The 16149-nt window shown below is 71.5% G+C and carries 15 protein-coding genes and 1 riboswitch; of the genes, 10 read left to right on the forward strand and 5 right to left on the reverse strand.

Features of this window, described 5'->3' with window-relative positions:
• Positions 1-77: 77 nt before the first annotated feature.
• A riboswitch (TPP riboswitch) is annotated at positions 78-171 on the forward strand.
• The 5 genes from ABD893_RS16635 to ABD893_RS16655 all read left to right on the forward strand — a co-directional run bounded on the left by ABD893_RS16635 (position 162) and on the right by ABD893_RS16655 (position 5311).
• Positions 162-1817: a bifunctional hydroxymethylpyrimidine kinase/phosphomethylpyrimidine kinase gene (locus tag ABD893_RS16635; protein ID WP_345083014.1), complete on the forward strand. Its 1656-nt coding sequence runs from the start codon at positions 162-164 to the stop codon at positions 1815-1817. Its footprint overlaps the riboswitch before it by 10 nt.
• Positions 1814-3205 (forward strand): MFS transporter, encoded by a 1392-nt coding sequence (locus ABD893_RS16640; protein ID WP_345083017.1) that lies wholly within the window; start codon positions 1814-1816, stop codon positions 3203-3205. Before ABD893_RS16635 ends, ABD893_RS16640 begins: the two co-directional genes overlap by 4 nt.
• Positions 3202-4002: a hydroxyethylthiazole kinase gene (gene thiM / locus ABD893_RS16645; protein WP_345083020.1), complete on the forward strand. Its 801-nt coding sequence runs from the start codon at positions 3202-3204 to the stop codon at positions 4000-4002. Before ABD893_RS16640 ends, thiM begins: the two co-directional genes overlap by 4 nt.
• Positions 3999-4709 carry a thiamine phosphate synthase gene (locus ABD893_RS16650; RefSeq protein ID WP_345083023.1) on the forward strand — a complete coding sequence of 237 codons (711 nt, stop codon included), beginning with the start codon at positions 3999-4001 and terminating at the stop codon, positions 4707-4709. Before thiM ends, ABD893_RS16650 begins: the two co-directional genes overlap by 4 nt.
• Before the next feature lie 323 nt (positions 4710-5032).
• Positions 5033-5311 (forward strand): hypothetical protein, encoded by a 279-nt coding sequence (locus ABD893_RS16655; RefSeq protein ID WP_345083026.1) that lies wholly within the window; start codon positions 5033-5035, stop codon positions 5309-5311.
• Here the strand turns inward: ABD893_RS16655 and ABD893_RS17105 are convergent.
• Positions 5262-5504 carry a substrate-binding domain-containing protein gene (locus ABD893_RS17105; RefSeq protein ID WP_425548397.1) on the reverse strand — a complete coding sequence of 81 codons (243 nt, stop codon included), beginning with the start codon at positions 5502-5504 and terminating at the stop codon, positions 5262-5264. The two genes, ABD893_RS16655 and ABD893_RS17105, sit on opposite strands and share 50 nt — an antisense overlap.
• Between ABD893_RS17105 and ABD893_RS16660 the strand changes: the two genes are divergently transcribed.
• Positions 5476-6648, forward strand: coding sequence for an alpha-L-rhamnosidase-related protein (locus tag ABD893_RS16660; RefSeq protein WP_345083029.1), 1173 nt, complete (start codon positions 5476-5478; stop codon positions 6646-6648). The genes ABD893_RS17105 and ABD893_RS16660 overlap by 29 nt on opposite strands.
• 226 nt (positions 6649-6874) lie before the next feature.
• Entirely contained in the window at positions 6875-7378 is a 504-nt protein-coding gene (locus ABD893_RS16665; RefSeq protein ID WP_345083032.1) for a hypothetical protein, read from the forward strand.
• 63 nt (positions 7379-7441) lie between these two features.
• Here ABD893_RS16665 and ABD893_RS16670 read toward each other — a convergent pair whose 3' ends face one another.
• Positions 7442-7771 (reverse strand): hypothetical protein, encoded by a 330-nt coding sequence (locus ABD893_RS16670; RefSeq protein ID WP_345083035.1) that lies wholly within the window; start codon positions 7769-7771, stop codon positions 7442-7444.
• A 101-nt stretch (positions 7772-7872) separates the two neighbouring features.
• Here ABD893_RS16670 and ABD893_RS16675 point away from each other — a divergent pair, with 101 nt between their 5' ends.
• Complete coding sequence (locus ABD893_RS16675; RefSeq protein WP_345083037.1) at positions 7873-10488, forward strand: sugar-binding protein; 2616 nt, start codon at positions 7873-7875, stop codon at positions 10486-10488.
• 439 nt (positions 10489-10927) lie between these two features.
• On the opposite strand, the gene ABD893_RS16680 is transcribed toward ABD893_RS16675, so the two are convergent.
• Together ABD893_RS16680 and ABD893_RS16685 are read right to left on the reverse strand one after the other, a co-directional pair.
• A complete protein-coding gene (locus tag ABD893_RS16680) occupies positions 10928-11311 on the reverse strand; it encodes a type II toxin-antitoxin system VapC family toxin (protein ID WP_345083040.1) in 384 nt (127 codons plus the stop codon).
• Positions 11308-11571, reverse strand: coding sequence for a type II toxin-antitoxin system Phd/YefM family antitoxin (locus tag ABD893_RS16685; RefSeq protein WP_345083043.1), 264 nt, complete (start codon positions 11569-11571; stop codon positions 11308-11310). The genes ABD893_RS16680 and ABD893_RS16685 overlap by 4 nt, the downstream gene beginning before the upstream one ends.
• Positions 11572-11679: 108 nt before the next feature.
• Here ABD893_RS16685 and ABD893_RS16690 point away from each other — a divergent pair, with 108 nt between their 5' ends.
• Both ABD893_RS16690 and ABD893_RS16695 read left to right on the forward strand, forming a co-directional pair.
• On the forward strand, positions 11680-13413 hold the full coding sequence (locus ABD893_RS16690) for a DEAD/DEAH box helicase (RefSeq protein WP_345083046.1): 1734 nt from the start codon (positions 11680-11682) through the stop codon (positions 13411-13413).
• Between the two features lie 120 nt (positions 13414-13533).
• Positions 13534-14580, forward strand: coding sequence for a homocysteine S-methyltransferase family protein (locus ABD893_RS16695; protein ID WP_345083049.1), 1047 nt, complete (start codon positions 13534-13536; stop codon positions 14578-14580).
• Positions 14581-14636: 56 nt separating this feature from the next.
• On the opposite strand, the gene ABD893_RS16700 is transcribed toward ABD893_RS16695, so the two are convergent.
• The gene (locus ABD893_RS16700) at positions 14637-16058 is read right to left on the reverse strand and encodes an SDR family NAD(P)-dependent oxidoreductase (protein WP_345083163.1); all 1422 of its coding nucleotides are present in this window, start codon (positions 16056-16058) and stop codon (positions 14637-14639) included.
• Positions 16059-16149: the final 91 nt, after the last annotated feature.

Raw genomic sequence — 16149 nt, forward strand, 5'->3', positions numbered from 1 at the left:
CGTCATCCGCGCCCTACTCGACACCGGAGGATTCAGAACCGAACTACACCGTCATCTGTGAAGAGCCCCTATACTCGGCGGCGGACACGGGGTGCGCCGCAGGGCGCTGAGAACACACCCGTGGAACCTGATCTAGTTAGGACTAGCGAAGGGATGTCCGCGTGACGTCTGCATGCCCGACCCCTCTCCCCTCCGTTCCCCGCGTGCTGTCGATCGCCGGCACCGATCCTTCCGGCGGCGCGGGGACCGCCGCGGACTTGAAATCCATCACTGCCGCCGGCGGGTACGGGATGTCCGTGGTGACCGCGCTGGTCGCCCAGAACACCCACGGCGTCCGGGACCTCCACGTGCCGCCCACGGAGTTCCTCCGCGCCCAGCTCGATGCCGTGAGCGACGACGTCACCCTCGAAGCGGTCAAGACCGGCATGCTCGCCGCCGCCGACGTCATCGACACCGTGGCCGCCTGGTGCGAGGAGAACCCGCCGGCCGTGCTGGTGGTCGACCCGGTCATGGTCGCCACCAGCGGTGACCGCCTGCTGCAGCCCGAGGCCGAGCACGCCATGGTCGAGTTCTGCCGCCGCGCCACCGTGATCACCCCCAACATCGATGAGCTCGCGGTGATCGCCGGCATGCCCCGTGCGGTCGACGAGGCCGGCGCCCTGGACCAGGCCGCCCGCTGGGCGGCCCGCACCGGGGTGGCGGTGGTGGTCAAGACCGGCCATCTCGCCGACGCCCTGGTGACGAACACGTGGGTGCAGCCGGACGGCACCCGGATCTCCGTGCCCTCCCGCCGGATCGACACCGACGCCACGCACGGCACCGGCTGCTCGCTGGCCTCTGCGCTCGCCACCCGTCTGGGCCGGGGCGACACCCCGGGCGCCGCCCTGGCCTGGGCCACCACCTGGCTGCACGAGGCCATCTCCCACGGGGAGGCGCTGCGGGTCGGCTCCGGCCATGGGCCGGTGGATCACGCGCACCGCTCCCGCCGGCTGCAGGCCGCCGGATCCGCCGAGCCCTGGTCCGGTCCCGGGGACCTCCCCCACCGCCTGGAGTCACCGCAGGACCTGGTGCTCGCGCGGCCTGCCGAGGCCGCTCGGCCCGAGGTCCCGGCCGCCGTCGACCCGGCCGGGCCCTGGACCGCGGGCCTCTGGGCGGCGGGGGCGGAGCTCACTGCCGCCATCGCCGACTCCGGCTTCGTGCGCGCGCTGGTGGACGGCAGCCTGCCCGCGCACGCCTTCGAGTTCTACCTGGCCCAGGACGCGCTGTACCTCAGCCGCTACTCCCGTGCGCTGGCCGCCCTCGCCGCGCGCTCATGCGAGGCCGACGCCCAGATCTTCTGGTCCGGGTCGGCCACCGGATGCCTGACCGTGGAGGCCGGCCTGCACCGCAGCTGGCTCGGCGCGGGCAACGAGCCCTCGCCCAGTCCGGTGACCAGCGCCTATACGGATTTCCTGCTGGCCACCGTGCTGGCGGAGGACCGGGCCGTGGGCGTCGCCGCCGTCCTGCCCTGCTTCTGGCTCTACGCCCACGTCGGCGCCGCCCTGCCCGCCGTCCCGGCCGAGCACCCGTATGCCGCCTGGCTGGATACCTATCGTGACCCCGGTTTCGTCACCTCCACCGAGTCCGCGCTGCGTCACCTGGAGCGCGAGCTCGCCGAGTCCTCGCCGGCCGTCCGCGCTCAGGCGGCCCGCGCCTATCTCACGGCCTGCCGGCACGAGCTCGAGTTCTTCGAGCAGGCGACTCGCCTCGAGCCGCCCGCCGCGGCCGGCGGGATGACCGCGCCCCGCGCCGCGACGCTGGTCGGCAGCGCCCGATGAGCCGCGCGACCCCGACGTCGGCCGCTGCGCCGCCGCAGACCCTGCCCCCGGAGGGACGCGCCGCGCTGCGCGCCGGGGTGGTGGGCAACTGGATCGACAACATCCATGTCTTCCTGCCCTTGACCGCCCTCGCCCCGGCCATGCTGGTGCTCGCCGGGCCGGCCGGCACCGCCTCCACCGGGGCGCTGATCGTCATCGCGATGCTGCTGGGCCGGCCCGTCGGCGGGATCGTGTTCGGGGCGATCGCCGACCGGCTCGGGCGCACCCGCACCACCCGCGTTGCCATCGCCGGCACCGCGCTGTGCGCCCTGGCCATCGCCGCCATGCCCACCCACGAGATCCTCGGCGGCGGCACCATCGCCCTGATCCTGGCGCTGCGGTTCCTCGGCGGGATCTTCGTGGCCGGCGAGTACTCCGCGGCAATCCCCCTCGCCATGGAATGGTCCACCCCGCGGCGGCGCGGGCTGATGAGCGGGCTGATCCTATCCATGGCGCCGTGGGCGCAGGCGACGATCGCGTTCTCCGTGGCCGGGCTGCTGGTGCTGCTGGGCCCGGAGGCCTACGCGGCCTGGGGCTGGCGGCTGCTGTTCGTGCTCGGCGCCGCCCTGTCGCTGGGCATGTTCGTCTACTACAGCCGCCAGGTCACCGACGCCCCCGTCTTCCACCGCCGCGCCCGGGAGGCCGCCGCCCGACCGGCGCGGCCGCGGCCCGGCGTGCGCGATGTGCTCGCCGGTCGCTGGGCACCGGCGTTCTGGCAGGTGTTCCTGCTGATGACGGGGCTGTGGCTGCTGACCAACACCACCGTGCTGCTGCTGACCGCCCGCCTGGCCTCGGACGGTGCGCTGCCCACCACTGCGGTGCCCGTGGTGATGGGGATCGCGTCGGTGGCGCAGGCGCTGGTGATGGCGCTGGCCGGCCACCTGTCCACCCTCAGCGGGCGGCGCCGGCTGTTCGTGCTGTGGGGCGCGGTCGCGGCGCTGGCCGGGCCGCTGCTGTGGTCGGTGGCGGTCACCGCACCGACGTTCCTCGGTGCCGCCGTCGCCGCGGCGGCGCTGCAGGTCATCACCGTCTCGGCCTACGGCCCGGTCTCGGCGTACCTCTCCGAACGCTTCCCCACGGAGGTCCGCTCGGCCGGCTACGGCATGGGCTACAGCCTCTCCCTGGTGCTCCCAGCGCTGTACCCGTTCTACCTGCCGCTGCTCGAGCCGATCCTGGGCCGGAACGGCTCCGTGATGGTTCTGGTCGCGCTCGGCGGCACCCTCCTGGTGCTCGGCGCCGCCCTCGGCCCGCGCCTGTCACCGCGGCAGATCGACCGTGACATCGACGCCGTCGCCGCCGGGGTCGTGCCCCGCCCCCCGGTGGAGTCCGACGGAGGGGGCACCCGATGAGCGGCGCCCGGACCGGCACCGGCCCCGTCACGGATCCGGACCTCGAGCCCGTGGCGGGCGTCCTGACCGCCGTGCGCGAGCAGCAGCCGCTGGTGCACTGCCTGACCGCGACGGTCTCGATGGCGCTCGTGGCCGACGGGCTGCTGGCCGCCGGCGCCCGCCCGATGATGACCGAGACCCTCGCCGAGGCTCCCACCGTGACCACGCTGGCTGACGCGCTCTCGGTGAACCTGGGCACGCTGAGCACCGATGCCATTGAGGGCATCCCCGCCACGGTCGCCGTGGCCGTCGCCGAGCGGCGCCCCTGGGTGCTGGACCCCACCGCCATCGGCATCGCCCCGGTGCGCACCCCGCTGGCCCGGCAGCTGGTGGCCTCGCGGCCGGCCGTGGTGCGCGGCAACGCCTCCGAGATCCTCGCCCTGGCCGGTGCCGGGACCGGCGGCCGCGGCGCGGACTCCGCGACCGCGCCCACCGCCGCGGCCGGCGCCGCGGCGCAGATCGTGGAGCGGACCGGAGGCGCCGTGGCCGTCTCCGGCCCGGTCGACCTGATCCTCGACGCTGACCGCCGGGCGCGCGTGCACCGCGGCGCCGCACTGCTCACCCGGGTCACCGGCACCGGCTGCCTGCTCGGGGCGCTCACCGCCGCCTGCACCGCGGTCGAGCCGGACCCCTTCCGCGCCGCGCTGGCCGCCACCACCTGGATGGACCTGGCCGGCGAGCTCGCCGCCGCACGAGCCACCGGCCCGGGATCCTTCCGGATGCACCTGCTGGACGCACTGAACGAGGTGGGCCGATGAGCCACGACGACGGGCGGGTGAGCGCGGTGCCGGCGAGCGCGGTGCGGGAGCCGGCGCGGACCGTCGACCCTCCTCTGGACCTGCGCTGCTACCTCGTGACCTCGGGGACCGGCCGGCGCACCGTGGAGGTGGCCGCCGCCGCCGCGGCTGCCGGGGCCGGCGTGGTGCAGGTCCGGGCCAAGGACGCGACGGCGGCCGAGCTGCTCGAGCTGACCTGCGCCGTGGCGGAATCCGTGCACGCCGCCCGCCCGGCGACGCGGGTGCTGGTCGATGACCGGGCCGACGTCGCCTTCGCGGCGCGCGCCCTGGGAGCCGAGGTCCACGGGGTGCACCTGGGCCAGGACGACCTGCCGGTCGCCGCGGCGCGCACCCTGCTAGGGCCGGACGCCCTCATCGGGCTGACCACCGGCACCCTGGACCTCGTCCGCGCCGCGGAGACGCTGCGCGGCCAGATCGACTACCTCGGCGCCGGACCGTTCCGGCCCACGCCCACCAAGGACTCCGGCCGCGACCCCCTCGGGACGGCGGGATACCGGACCCTGGTCGCCGCGACGTCACTGCCGGTGGTGGCCATCGGCGGGGTCACGCCGGACGATGTCCCGGCGCTGGCGGCCACCGGGGTGTCCGGTGTCGCGCTGGTGCGGGCGATCATGGACGCGGCGGATCCGGGGTTCGTGGTGCGTGGGGTGCTGGCGGGGTTCGGCTGAGCTGACCCTCGCTGGTCGTCATCGTCCGGCGAGGAATCGCTTGAACTTCTCCCGCACAGAGTTCTCCGGTGTCGACGCCCGTGGCGAGCTCTTCTGGGCGGCATCAGGGGCGGGAGGTACTCGGCGCCGGGCATGCCCTCCGTGACAGTTAATAACTGTCATGGAGATACCTATGTTCATCAGGTTCCGCCGGTGACCACAGACGACGACGCCGTACTCGGCGCGCTGGATGAGATCCGCCGCGACCTCCGCCACGCCCTCGCACGGCCTCGCCGACCGAAGGGCGCCCTCCGATCCATCCCTGCGCCGACGGCAACGGCCGCATGTCCCGGATCGTGCAGTCGTTGATGCCGTACCGCGAGCAGGTGACCGACGCCGAGTTCGTCAGCATCGAGGAGTGCCTGGGCCGCAACACCGCCGCCTACTACGAGGTGCTAGCTCGCGTCGATGGTGGGCGCTGGAGCCCCGACCGCGATGCGAGTGAATGGGTTGAGTTCGTCCTCACCGCCCACCGCCGGCGTTCCCCCGAGGCTCCACGATGTTCTGACCAGATCACGACTTCGCGGGGCTCGTCGACTCACGCACCGCAAGCCTCGGCGTGAGCTCGATGTGCGTCGGGTCGGCACGCCCGCCGATCCTCTCCAGCAGCAGGTGTGCGGCGTGGGCGCCGAGGGCTCGACCATCCTGCTCCACAGTGGTGAGCGAGATGAGCGGGTGGTCCGCGAGCGCGATGCCGTCATAGCCGGCAACGGAGACGTCGGCGGTGGTGAGCCCGGCATCCGCGACCGCCCTCAGCGCTTACGACGTCTCGGGCTTCCTCTCCTCCTGGTTGAAGGACCTCGCCGTGGAGCAGCGTCGTCACGGCACCGTGCCCTGGTATGTGCCGGTGATTCCCGGCGGCCCGTTCTGGAACCCGGCCCGCCCTGGAGCGGCTTGGGGCGATGCCGCCGCGCTGACCCCATGGACGCTGTGGGAGCGGTACGCCGACGACGGGGTGCTCGCTGCCCAATTCGACAGTGCTCGGGCCTGGGTCGATCAGGTCGAGCAGCTGGCGGGGCCCGAGCGCCTGTGGAACACCGGCATCCAACTGGGCGACTGGCTCGATCCCAATGCGCCGCCGGATGCCCCCGGCGAAGCGCTCACCGACCGATACCTCGTCGCGACGGCCTTCTTCGCCCGCTCCGCCCAGCGGGTGGGGCAGACTGCCGCGCAACTGGGTGATGCCGGTGCAGCGGCGCACTACAGCGCGCTCGCCGAGGAGGTGCGAGACGCCTTCCTCGCCGAGTGGGGAACGGAACCGGGCCGGCTGAGGAATGAGACGCAGACCGCCTACGCCCTCGGGATCGAGTTCGAGCTGTTCGTCGACCCCGAGGCGCTGACGGCGGCCGGCGAGGCCCTCGCTCGGCTGGTCCGCGAAGCCGACCATCGGATCGGTGCCGGGTTCGCCGGAGTGAACCTCGTGGCCGACGCGCTCTCACGGACCGGTCATCTCGCCGAGGCCTTCGGGCTGCTCATGGAACGCAGCACGCCGTCGTGGCTGTCAATGGTCGACAAGGGCGCCACCACCATCTGGGAGCGCTGGGACAGCCTGCTCGACGACGGCACTGTGAACTCGGGAGAGATGACCTCCTTCAACCACTACGCGCTCGGGTCGATCGCCGACTGGATGCAACGCGTGATCGGCGGACTCGCACCTCTCGCTCCCGGGTATCGCCGAATCCGTTTCGCCCCGTCACCCGGTCCGCTCTCGATGGCGAAGGCCCGACATGAGAGCCCTTACGGACTCGTCTTCTCCGAGTGGAGCGTCACGGAGGGGGTCATGGAGCTTCGGATCGCCCTTCCGCTGGGGACGAGCGGCGTGGTCGAACTGCCCGACGGGACGCGGCGCGAGGTGACACCGGGATCGCATCGCTTCACGAGCACGGTACCGAAGCGATGAGCCTCGGCCGGGCCGTGGGAGACGTCCGGTCCGTCGGCCGCGCGACCCTCCAACTGCTCGGCCGATCGACGGGCCGAGCTGCGCTATGGGGACTGACCCGGCCGTCGCACCCAGGAGTCCCCGCCCGGGCGCTCGAGAACGGTGCCCTATCCCGGGAACGGACGCGCTCAGTCGCGCCTACATCGCGCAGCTGCGCCAACACCCCGTCCACATCCGGCTCCAGCCGATGTACGTGGGCTGGGCCGACCGCTTCTCGAAGGAAGCCCTCTCTGAGCTGGACTACGTCCTGATGGACGCCGACACCGTGCCGTGGAAGGACGACCGGCTCTACATCTGGCGACATGACAACTTCATCGAAGACATGGTCGCCTTCCTCGAGGTGCACCTGGACCACATCGCCAACGTCCTGACCCACGAACCCATCGACATCTTCGCGCGACCCACTTACCTGCCGATCAACTTCGCCCGGCACTACGACGAGATCTGGACCCCGGACCGCATGCGCATGATCATCGACCTGGCCCGAGCCCGGGACATCGCTCTAGAGATCGCGGAGAACGTCCGCGTGCCGAACCTGACCTTCCTCAAGCTGGCGAAGAGCGCCGGGATCAAGTTCACCTTCGGCACCAACGGACGCAACCACAACGCCGGCAACTTCCACTACGGACCGCAGACCGCCCACCAGGCAGGCCTGGCATCCGAGGACATGTTCACCCTCGAGGCTCGGTGAATCCCCGGCCGTGAAGTGCCGAGGACCTTCCGGACAGCACCGCCCCAGTCCACGCCCTCGGCCCTAGAGAAGTGCGCCGCCGAGCAGGGTCGCCATCGCGGCATCCCACTCCGCCACGAAGTCGATTCCTCCGGGATCGCGCATCCACTGCTCCTCCAACCCGCCCATGAGGGCCAGGAGCTGCCGCGCGAAGGCCTCCGGGGTGGTGACGTGGCCCGTGAACAGCGTCGCGAAGCTTCGCAGGACAGACGCATCGCGGTCCCGGAAGTAGTCATGAGCGAGATGCCCCGGATAGAGCGATTCCACGCGCAGGATGGAGTACAGCCGAACGATCTCTGGCTGGGTGGCGTTGCGAACGACGAGCCTGTGCAGGAGATCGACGGACTCCGACACGGTCAGTGGTTCCGGCCGGGCATCGGTGAGACTGTTTCATCCGCTGACTGCCGCCAGGTCGCGCTGCTGAGCGTGCTCTCGCCGAGGAGGCCCCGGAGACCGTGAAGCTCGACGTCCTGTTCATCGGCGCCCACCCCGACGACGAGGCGGGCACGCTCGCCGCGCTCGGTCAGTGGAACGAGCTGCACGGCATGAAGGTCGGCGTCATCACCGCGACCCGCGGTGAGGGCGGCGGCAATGCCGTCGGTCTCGAGGAGGGCCCGCCGCTGGGCCTGCTGCGCGAGTCGGAGGAGCGCGACGCCGTGCATCTGGCCGGGATCGAGCACGTCTACAACCTCGACGCCCTGGACTTCTTCTACACCGCGAGCGCTCCCCTGTCCCGCGAGGTGTGGGGCGGCGATGAGCTGCTGGGCAGAGTCGTGCGGGTGGTGCGGGCGACCCGGCCGGAGGTCATCGTGACGATGAACCCCTCCGCCGTCGAGGGGAACCATGGCAACCATCAGCAGGCCGCGATGTACGCGCTGGAGGCGTACCTCAGTGCCGGCGATCCCGAGGCGTTCCCCGAGCATCTCGAGGAGGGCTTCGCCCCGTGGACGCCGGACCGGATCCTGCGCAGCGGCGCGAACGGCACCGGGCCGAAGGGACCCGACGCGGTCGCCGGTGGGTACACGCCCACCGTGGCGAGCGACCTCGTGTTCGGCGCCTGGGACGGCACCGAGAGCGCCCGGCATGGCAAGCGCTGGTCCGCCGTGAAGGACGAAGCGATGTGGACCTACGCGAGCCAGGGCTGGGCAGAGCGGGCCGCGAGCCCCTCCGCGCCGGCGGACATCGGCGTCACCTGGCTGACCGTGCTCCACTCCCGCACCCCGCTCGTCGATCCGACCAGCGGAGATGACGCGGCCCTCCGCGGGGCGGCGCTCGAGATCGAGGGTGGGCTCCCCCACGGGACCCGGATCTCGATCGACCCCGAACGGTACGAGTTCGTCGGCGGCGAGCCCCGCGCCCTCTGGGTCACGGTCACCGCCCCCGACGGCGCCGGGCTCGAGGCCGGTTCCCTCGCGCTCACCGCGCCCGAGGGCTGGCAGGGCGGTGCGGAGCAGCCACTTCCCGCACTTGCGGCCGGCGCCACCCACGAGGCGACCTTCGAGCTCACGGCCGGTGCGGGACTCACGGCCGGTGAGACGGCCCGAGTCTCGGTCACTGTCACCTCTGGCGTGATGACCGGTACCAACAGCGCTCCGGTGCGGGTCGGCGGAGCGCTCGAGTCCACGATCGCGCCGCTCGAGGAGATCGGCGAGTTCCGGGACTGGACCCAGGAGCTGGGCATCACCCAGCTGGACGCCCTGGTGCCCGAGCTCTTCGCCGTCGGTCAGGGCCGCACGCGGGAACTGGAGATCATCACCCGCAACCTCTCGTCCGAGGCGCGGGGCGGCACGGTGGAGATCACGGTGCCGGACGGCTTCGAGGTCTCCCCCGCCCAGCTCGAGATCGCCTCCGTCGGCCCCGGCGAGGAAGTGACTCATACCGTGGAGGTGACCAGCACGGATGCCTCGCTGCCCGCCGCCAACCGCTCGGAGGACGCGGGCTCCTGGCCGGTGACGATCCGCGCCGAGTCCGAGAGCAGCGCAGCGGAGCGGACGGTGACGATGAACCTGGTGCCGAGCTTCTCCGCGCAGCGTGCCACCGCCGCACCGAGCATCGACGGCATCCGCGACGAGGAGGAATACCCCGGGGACGCGATCCCGGTCGACGCGATCTGGGAGGGCGCCGGAGACCCCGGTGACACCTCCGAGTCCGTCACCGGCCAGGCCTGGCTCACCTTCGACGACGAGAATCTGTATGTCTTGGTCTCGGTCACCGACGACGTGCGCGGCACGATCCTCCCGATCGATGACAACAAGCGCCAGCGCCGCACCGACTCCGTGGAGATCTATGTGGATCCGCGCGGCACCGCTGCGAACACCGCGCAGACCTTCATCGCCGGCATCATGCCGTCGCTGGGGTCGATGACCGGTCCCGTCGGGGCCGGGCGCGACCGCGACAACCACCAGGGGGAGATCGCCGAGACCGCCCCGGGGATGGAGGTGGCCGTGACGATGGCCGAGACCGAAGAGGAGTATTCGGGCTACGACATCGAGGCGAAGATCCCCTTTGACGTGCTCCCCGACGGCATCGACCCCGCCCATATGGGGTTCAACGTGCTGATCAACGATTCGGACACCCAGAACCAGACCGTGCAGGTCCGGGTGGGCTGGTCCACCTTCCGCGGGGTGCGGGCCGACCCGTGGCGCTGGGGCCTGGTGACTCTCGACGGGCTCGAGGACGCCGGCTCCGAGCCGAAGGAGCCGATCGTGCCCTCGACTGCGGCCCTCTCCGTCGACTCTCCCGAGTCGATCCTGCAGAGCGCCGGCGACAAGGTCCCGCTCGGCGGGCACAGCCCCACCGACGGCTTCCTCGAGATCAGCTCGGTCTCGACGAAGAAGGACCGGATCACCGTCGTCTTCGAGGCCCCGGTCAAGGGCACCGCGAAGGTGATGGTCTGGGACGGGGAACAGGTGCTTGTTGAGATGGAGCGCACGATGCCCGCCGGTGAGCGGCGCGTGAACCTGAAGGTCGACGGGCTCGCCCAGCTGCTGGCCGACGGTGCCGAGCTGCACGTGGTCGCCTCGTTCGACGCGGACGGGAAGGTCTCCGCCGCGGCGGCGCCGGTGCGCTGAGCCGCACTGTGGTGGCCTGCCCTGGGTGGCCTGCACCGGGCTGACCCGCGCTAGGCGGATCTGCGCCTGGCTCCAGGGCTGTGGTGCCGACGGGGCGAGCGGCGCGGGGGCATTCACCGGCTGGTGGGTGTCCCCGCGCCGCGTGCCATGGGGTGCGGTGCTGCGTGGCGCGGGCGATCCCGTCGGCTCTCTTCATGACTCCGAGGCTCTCGCTCGAACGCTGCGGGAGGCCCGGGCCATCGCCCTGCGGGACGCCTCGGCACGTACCATCTCGCCCATGGATCGGACCCGTTCGTGGTCGAGGACCTCGAGTTGGCACTGATCTCCTCCCCCAAGAACGAGACGCGCGCGACGCTGGAGACCGTGGCCGACGCCCAGAACCCCCTCGAGGGCTTCTCCGCCGAGTACACCTACGTCACGCGCTGAGCTCGGCGGCCGCTCACCCCTGGCCGGGCAGGACCTCCAGCCCGAACTGCTGTGCCGCGTCCGCCAGTTCGCGGTCGAAGGTCGCAATCGCGTCCATCGCCTCCCCGTACAGCAGCGCGGTGGACAGGTGCAGCGCATCCATCGCACGCAGGCCCGAGCGGAGCGAGAGGGCGTGGTCGATGACTTCGCCGTCGACGGCATCGAGGTCGATCCGGGCCACGATGGCGTCGACGTCCGCGTGAGAACCACCGCGACGATCGACGGTCGCATGGAGCTCCACCTCGAGCAGCCGGGAGGAGAGCAATGCTGTCCCTGCCGCAAAGAGGCTCTCGACGTCCACCACCCCAGGCTCTCGGCTGAGGAGCTTGTAGACCGCCGAGGTGTCCAGATAGATCATGATCGCTCCCCGCGCATGTCCTCGATCATCTGCTCGGTGCTCCAGTCACGGATCGGTGAGGAGATCGTCGGGATGCCGTGCTCCGAGGCGGTCCGCAGCGTACCGCCGGCGAGACGCCGGGCACGCCTGTCGGACTCGACCGGCGTGATCCGTGCGATCGGCCGCCCCCGATCTGTCACCGTGACCTCCTCGCCCGCCTGGACGCGCGCAAGGACCCGGGCGGTCTGCTGGTTCAGTTCGGTGCGCGTCACGTCGGTCATGGAACCACGGTACGCGCAACTACTAGTTCTAGTACAGGGTCGTTGTGGAATTCGGGGATGCGCGCGAGCTGTCCCCACTCCCTGCCGTGACCCCGATAGCCTCTCAGGGTGCCCACCTCTCGCCGATCCACCACCCGTCGTCACCGCAGGTCCCCGCGACGGTCAGGGACGAGACAGACCCCGCGGGAGCTGCCCTTCGTCGGCCCCGGCGAGCGCACGTGGATCCTCGACGTCCCCTACGGCACGCAGGTCGAGGGCGCCGCCTGGCATCCGGCCGTGAAGATGCACCTGCACGTCGGCCGCACCCTGCCCGCGCATCTCGCTCCCTACGCTCCTGCTCCGCACACGCTCGGGCGGTTCCTCGAGAACTCCCTGAACCCCGACGAGCCCGCGCTCAACCCCGAGCCGGCCCACGACCTCGAGCCGCGCCAGAACCAGTACGAGGCGGCCGACGCGATCGCCGAGCGCGCCGCAGCCGGTGGGCGGCAGTTCCTGCTGGCCGACGAGCCGGGCGTCGGCAAGACGATCTCCGCCGTGCTCGGCGCGAGCGCGGTGGGCGATCTGCGCGGTGCACAGCGGGTGCTCGTGGTCGCGGACCGGCCCGCCGCGATCACCATCGGGCACTGGTGCCGCACCATCACGGCGCTCGGCGACAGCGGCCTGGAATGGGTGGTGATCACCTGGGACCGCCTGGAGAAGGTGAAGGACTACGAGTGGGACGTGATCATCGCCGACGAAGCCCACGCCCTGCGCCGCACCACCACGAAGCGGTGGAAGCTCTGGGCGCAGATCGCGGGCCATAAGCAGCCGCACGAGACGGCGCCGTTCGTCATCACGACCACCGCGACGCCCGGCCACACCCCGCTCGAGCTGCCCTACCTCGCCCCGGCCTACGCCCAGGCCCATGACGAACCGATGAAGGAATGGCTCACGGCGACCCAGCCCGCCACCACGTTCGCCGCCGCGCTCGAGCGCCACGGGATCGGGCTGGAGAAGGGACGCTACGGTGCGGCCTGGACCACCGATGCGACCCGGCGCGCCGCGGATCTCGCGCTGGTGCGCGGCTGGCTCGAGGACGCACATCCCGCCGCGATGCTGCACCGGGCGGCGCCGTGGGGGCCGGTGCCGATCTCCGGGATGCCGGTGGCGCTCACGCCCACCGAGCACGATGCCTACGAGGCGGAATGGGGAGAGTTCTGCCGCGAGATGGACATCGCCCGGCGCGGTAGGAACACGGCCAAAGGACGCGCGGCGCTGCTGCGCTTCCGGCAGAAGGCCGGACTGCTCCGCGTGGACTCCACCGTTGCCTGGATCTCCCAGCAGGTCGAGGCTGAACGCCAGGTGGCCTGCTCGGTCGAGTTCGTCGGCACCGCCGCGGATCCCATCGCCGAGCGGCTGCGCGACTCCGGCCTCGAAGTCGCCACGATCTACGGCCAGGGCCGGTTCGACGTCGAAGCGGAACGCCTGAAGTTCCAGACCGGGCAGGCGAAGGTGTGCGTCTTCACCACGGTCGCCTCGATCAGCCTCCACGCCGGCGAGACGCTCGAAGGCGGCCGCCAGGCCAGCACAGAGCCCCGCGTCGGAGTCTTCCACCAGGCCCGCTTCTCCGGCATCGCGGGCAGGCAGGTCACCGGCCGCACCCACCGCGACCAGCAGGTCTCCCCTTGGCACATCGCCTACGCCGAGAACACCGTCGAGGAGCAGGTCAGCAAGGTGATGGTGGAGCGGATCGCCGCAGCCTCGGACACCGTCGGCGGCGACACTGCGGGGCTCGAGGGCGTGGCGCAGCTGCTCGGGGCGGACTGGCTGCCGCCGGCGAGCATGACTGAGGGCGGGGCCTGAGCGGGGAGCACCAGCAGAGGCCGACGCCCCGTTCACACACGGCCATGCACGAGACAGCGCCGCGGCATCGAGCTACTCTCGCCCGGTACGGCCCCCGCCCGCCACACCACGGAGACGACCATGACCCGGAACATCCTCACCGAGCGCCTCGACGCCGGCCCTGTCATCTGCGCGGAGGGCTTCCTGTTCGAGCTCGAGCGGCGCGGCTACCTCACCGCCGGCGAGTTCGTCCCTGAGGTCGCCCTCGAGCACCCGGAGGCCCTGCAGACCCTGCATCGGGACTTCCAGCGCGCCGGATCCGACATCGTCGAGGCGTTCACCTACAACGGCCACCGCGAGAAGATGCGGGTGATCGGCAAAGAGGACCTGCTGGAGCCGCTGAACCGCTCCGCGCTGCGCATCGCCCGCGAAGTCGCCGACGCGGCGCCCGGGAACCTCATGGCCGGCAACATCTCGAACTCGAACATCTGGGACCCGGCGGACCCCGCCCGACAGACCGAGGTGCGGGGCATGTTCGAGGAGATGGTCGGCTGGGCCGTCGAAGAGGGCGCAGACATCATCATCGGCGAGACCTTCTACTACGCCGGCGAGGCGCTGACCGCCCTCGAAGTCGCGAAGGCCTCCGGGCTGCCGGTGGTGCTCACCCTCGCACCGATGGCGTTCCAGGAGATGGCCGACGGCGCGGGGATCGTCGAGACCGCCCAGCGCCTGGAGCAGGGCGGGGCCGACGTCGTCGGGCTGAACTGCTTCCGGGGCCCGGCCACCCTGATGCCCTGGCTGCGACAGATCCGTGAGGCGGTGTCCTGCCATGTGGGTGCGCTGCCGATCCCGTACCGGACCACGGAGGAGGAGCCGACGTTCTTCAACCTCTCCGATGACGCGGCGACCGTCCCCTCCCCGCACGGGCGCACCTTCCCCACCGCTCTGGACCCCCTGCTGACCAACCGCTACGAGATCCGGGCCTTCGCCGAGGAGGCCTACGCACTGGGCGTGAACTACCTCGGCGTGTGCTGCGGCGCCGCTCCGATCCACATCCGCGAGGTCGCAGAGGCCCTGGGCCGTACCCCGGAGGCCAGCCGGTTCTCCGAGAACATGGCCAACCACTTCATGTACGGCAGCAACGAGCGGCTCCCTGAGCACGTGGTGGGGCTCGGCGGGCGGGCCTGACGGCGCGGGGGCTCGGCCATGCGGCCCAGCACCCGGGGGCCTGCCACCTCAGTGACTCACCAGGGGCTGGGCTTGTAATCCTTCACGAAGCAGCCGTACAGATCCTCGCCGGCCTCGCCGCGCACGATCGGGTCATACACGCGGGCTGCGCCGTCCACGAGATCCAGCGGGGCATGCCAGCCCTCGGCGGCGATGCGCAGCTTGTCCTGGTGGGGGCGCTCGTCCGTGATCCAGCCGGTATCCACCGCCGTCATCAGGATCTTGTCGGTCTCGAAGGCTTCGCCTGCGCTGGTGCGGGTGAGCATGTTCAGCGCGGCCTTGGCCATGTTCGTGTGCGGATGGCCGGCACCCTTGTAGCGGCGGGAGAACTGGCCCTCCATCGCCGAGACGTTGACGATGTAGGCGCGGCGGGCTCCGGCCTGCACGGCGGCGCGCATCGAGGCGCGCAGCCTGCTGATCAGCAGGAACGGCGCGGTCTCGTTGCACAGCTGCACCTCGAGCATCTCGAGCGCGTCGACCTGGTCCACCGTCTGGGTCCAGGAGTTGTTGGTCTGCAGATCCGGGAGCAGCCCGCCTGCGTCGACTGCGGTGCCGGCGAGGTGCTCCTGGAGGCTGGCCTTGCCGGCGCGCAACGCGAGGGCCGTCATCGAGGCGGCGGTCTGCGCGGCCCGGGCATGCTCGAGCGATTCCCCGTCATGCTGCGGGACGGACTGGTTCTGCAGCACGCCGGCGATCGCGGCGGGATGCGCCTGGGAGATGCGGTCGAAGGCGCTCATCTCCGGCAGCGCGAGGTCGGTGGGCAGCGGGGCATCCTCCGCCTCGACCAGGGCCGAGTAGGCGCTCGGTGAGCGGCGCACCGTCTGGGCGGCGTTGTTGATGAGGATGTCCAGCGGGCCGGCGGCGGCGACGTCGTCGGCGAGCGCGATCACCTGGGTGGGGTCGCGCAGGTCGATGCCGACGATCTTCAGCCGGTGGATCCAGTCGGCCGCGTCCTCCGTCTGGGAGAAGCGCCGCGCCGCATCCTTCGGGAAGCGGGTGGTGATCGTGGTGTGCGCGCCGTCGCGCAGCAGTCGCAGCGCGATGTACATGCCGATCTTGGAGCGGCCGCCGGTGAGCAGCGCGCGCTTGCCGGTGAGGTCGGTGCGCTGGTCGCGCTTGGCATGGGACATCGCGGCGCAGTCCGGGCAGAGCCAGTGGTAGAAGGCATCGACCAGGGTGTAGTCCTGCTTGCAGATGTAGCAGCCGCGGGACTTGTTCAGCTCGCCGGCGAAGGCGCCCTGCGCGTGGGAGACCAGCGGGATCCCCTTGGTCTCGTCATCGATCCGCAGGGGCGAACCGGTGGCGGTCGCGGCGATCACGGCGCGGTCCTCTTTGCGCTGGGCCCAGGTCTTCACCCCGCGGCGGGTCTTCGCGAGCTTCTTCTCGAAGTTGCGGGAGGCGCGCTTGATGGCGACGAGATCCGCATCGTCGTCCGGCATGGCCGGCGCGTGCCGGAGCACCCGCAGCGCAGTGGCGATCTCCTCCGCGGTCAGCTCAGGGCTCTCGCGGCGGTCGTCCAGCGGAGAGTCA

It is taken from the genome of Brachybacterium paraconglomeratum, assembly GCF_039541415.1.
GTDB lineage: Bacteria > Actinomycetota > Actinomycetes > Actinomycetales > Dermabacteraceae > Brachybacterium > Brachybacterium paraconglomeratum_A.

Excerpts from the sequence above, each read along its gene's own strand:
- ABD893_RS16665 (WP_345083032.1), top strand. The coding sequence starts at position 6,875 with ATGTACGTGGGCTGGGCCGACCGCTTCTCGAAGGAAGCCCTCTCTGAG.
- ABD893_RS16655 (WP_345083026.1), top strand. The coding sequence starts at position 5,033 with ATGTCCCGGATCGTGCAGTCGTTGATGCCGTACCGCGAGCAGGTGACC.
- ABD893_RS16650 (WP_345083023.1), top strand. The coding sequence starts at position 3,999 with ATGAGCCACGACGACGGGCGGGTGAGCGCGGTGCCGGCGAGCGCGGTG.
- ABD893_RS16700 (WP_345083163.1), bottom strand. The coding sequence starts at position 16,058 with ATGCCGGACGACGATGCGGATCTCGTCGCCATCAAGCGCGCCTCCCGC.
- ABD893_RS16680 (WP_345083040.1), bottom strand. The coding sequence starts at position 11,311 with ATGATCTATCTGGACACCTCGGCGGTCTACAAGCTCCTCAGCCGAGAG.
- ABD893_RS16640 (WP_345083017.1), top strand. The coding sequence starts at position 1,814 with ATGAGCCGCGCGACCCCGACGTCGGCCGCTGCGCCGCCGCAGACCCTG.
- ABD893_RS16695 (WP_345083049.1), top strand. The coding sequence starts at position 13,534 with ATGACCCGGAACATCCTCACCGAGCGCCTCGACGCCGGCCCTGTCATC.
- thiM (WP_345083020.1), top strand. The coding sequence starts at position 3,202 with ATGAGCGGCGCCCGGACCGGCACCGGCCCCGTCACGGATCCGGACCTC.
- ABD893_RS16685 (WP_345083043.1), bottom strand. The coding sequence starts at position 11,571 with ATGACCGACGTGACGCGCACCGAACTGAACCAGCAGACCGCCCGGGTC.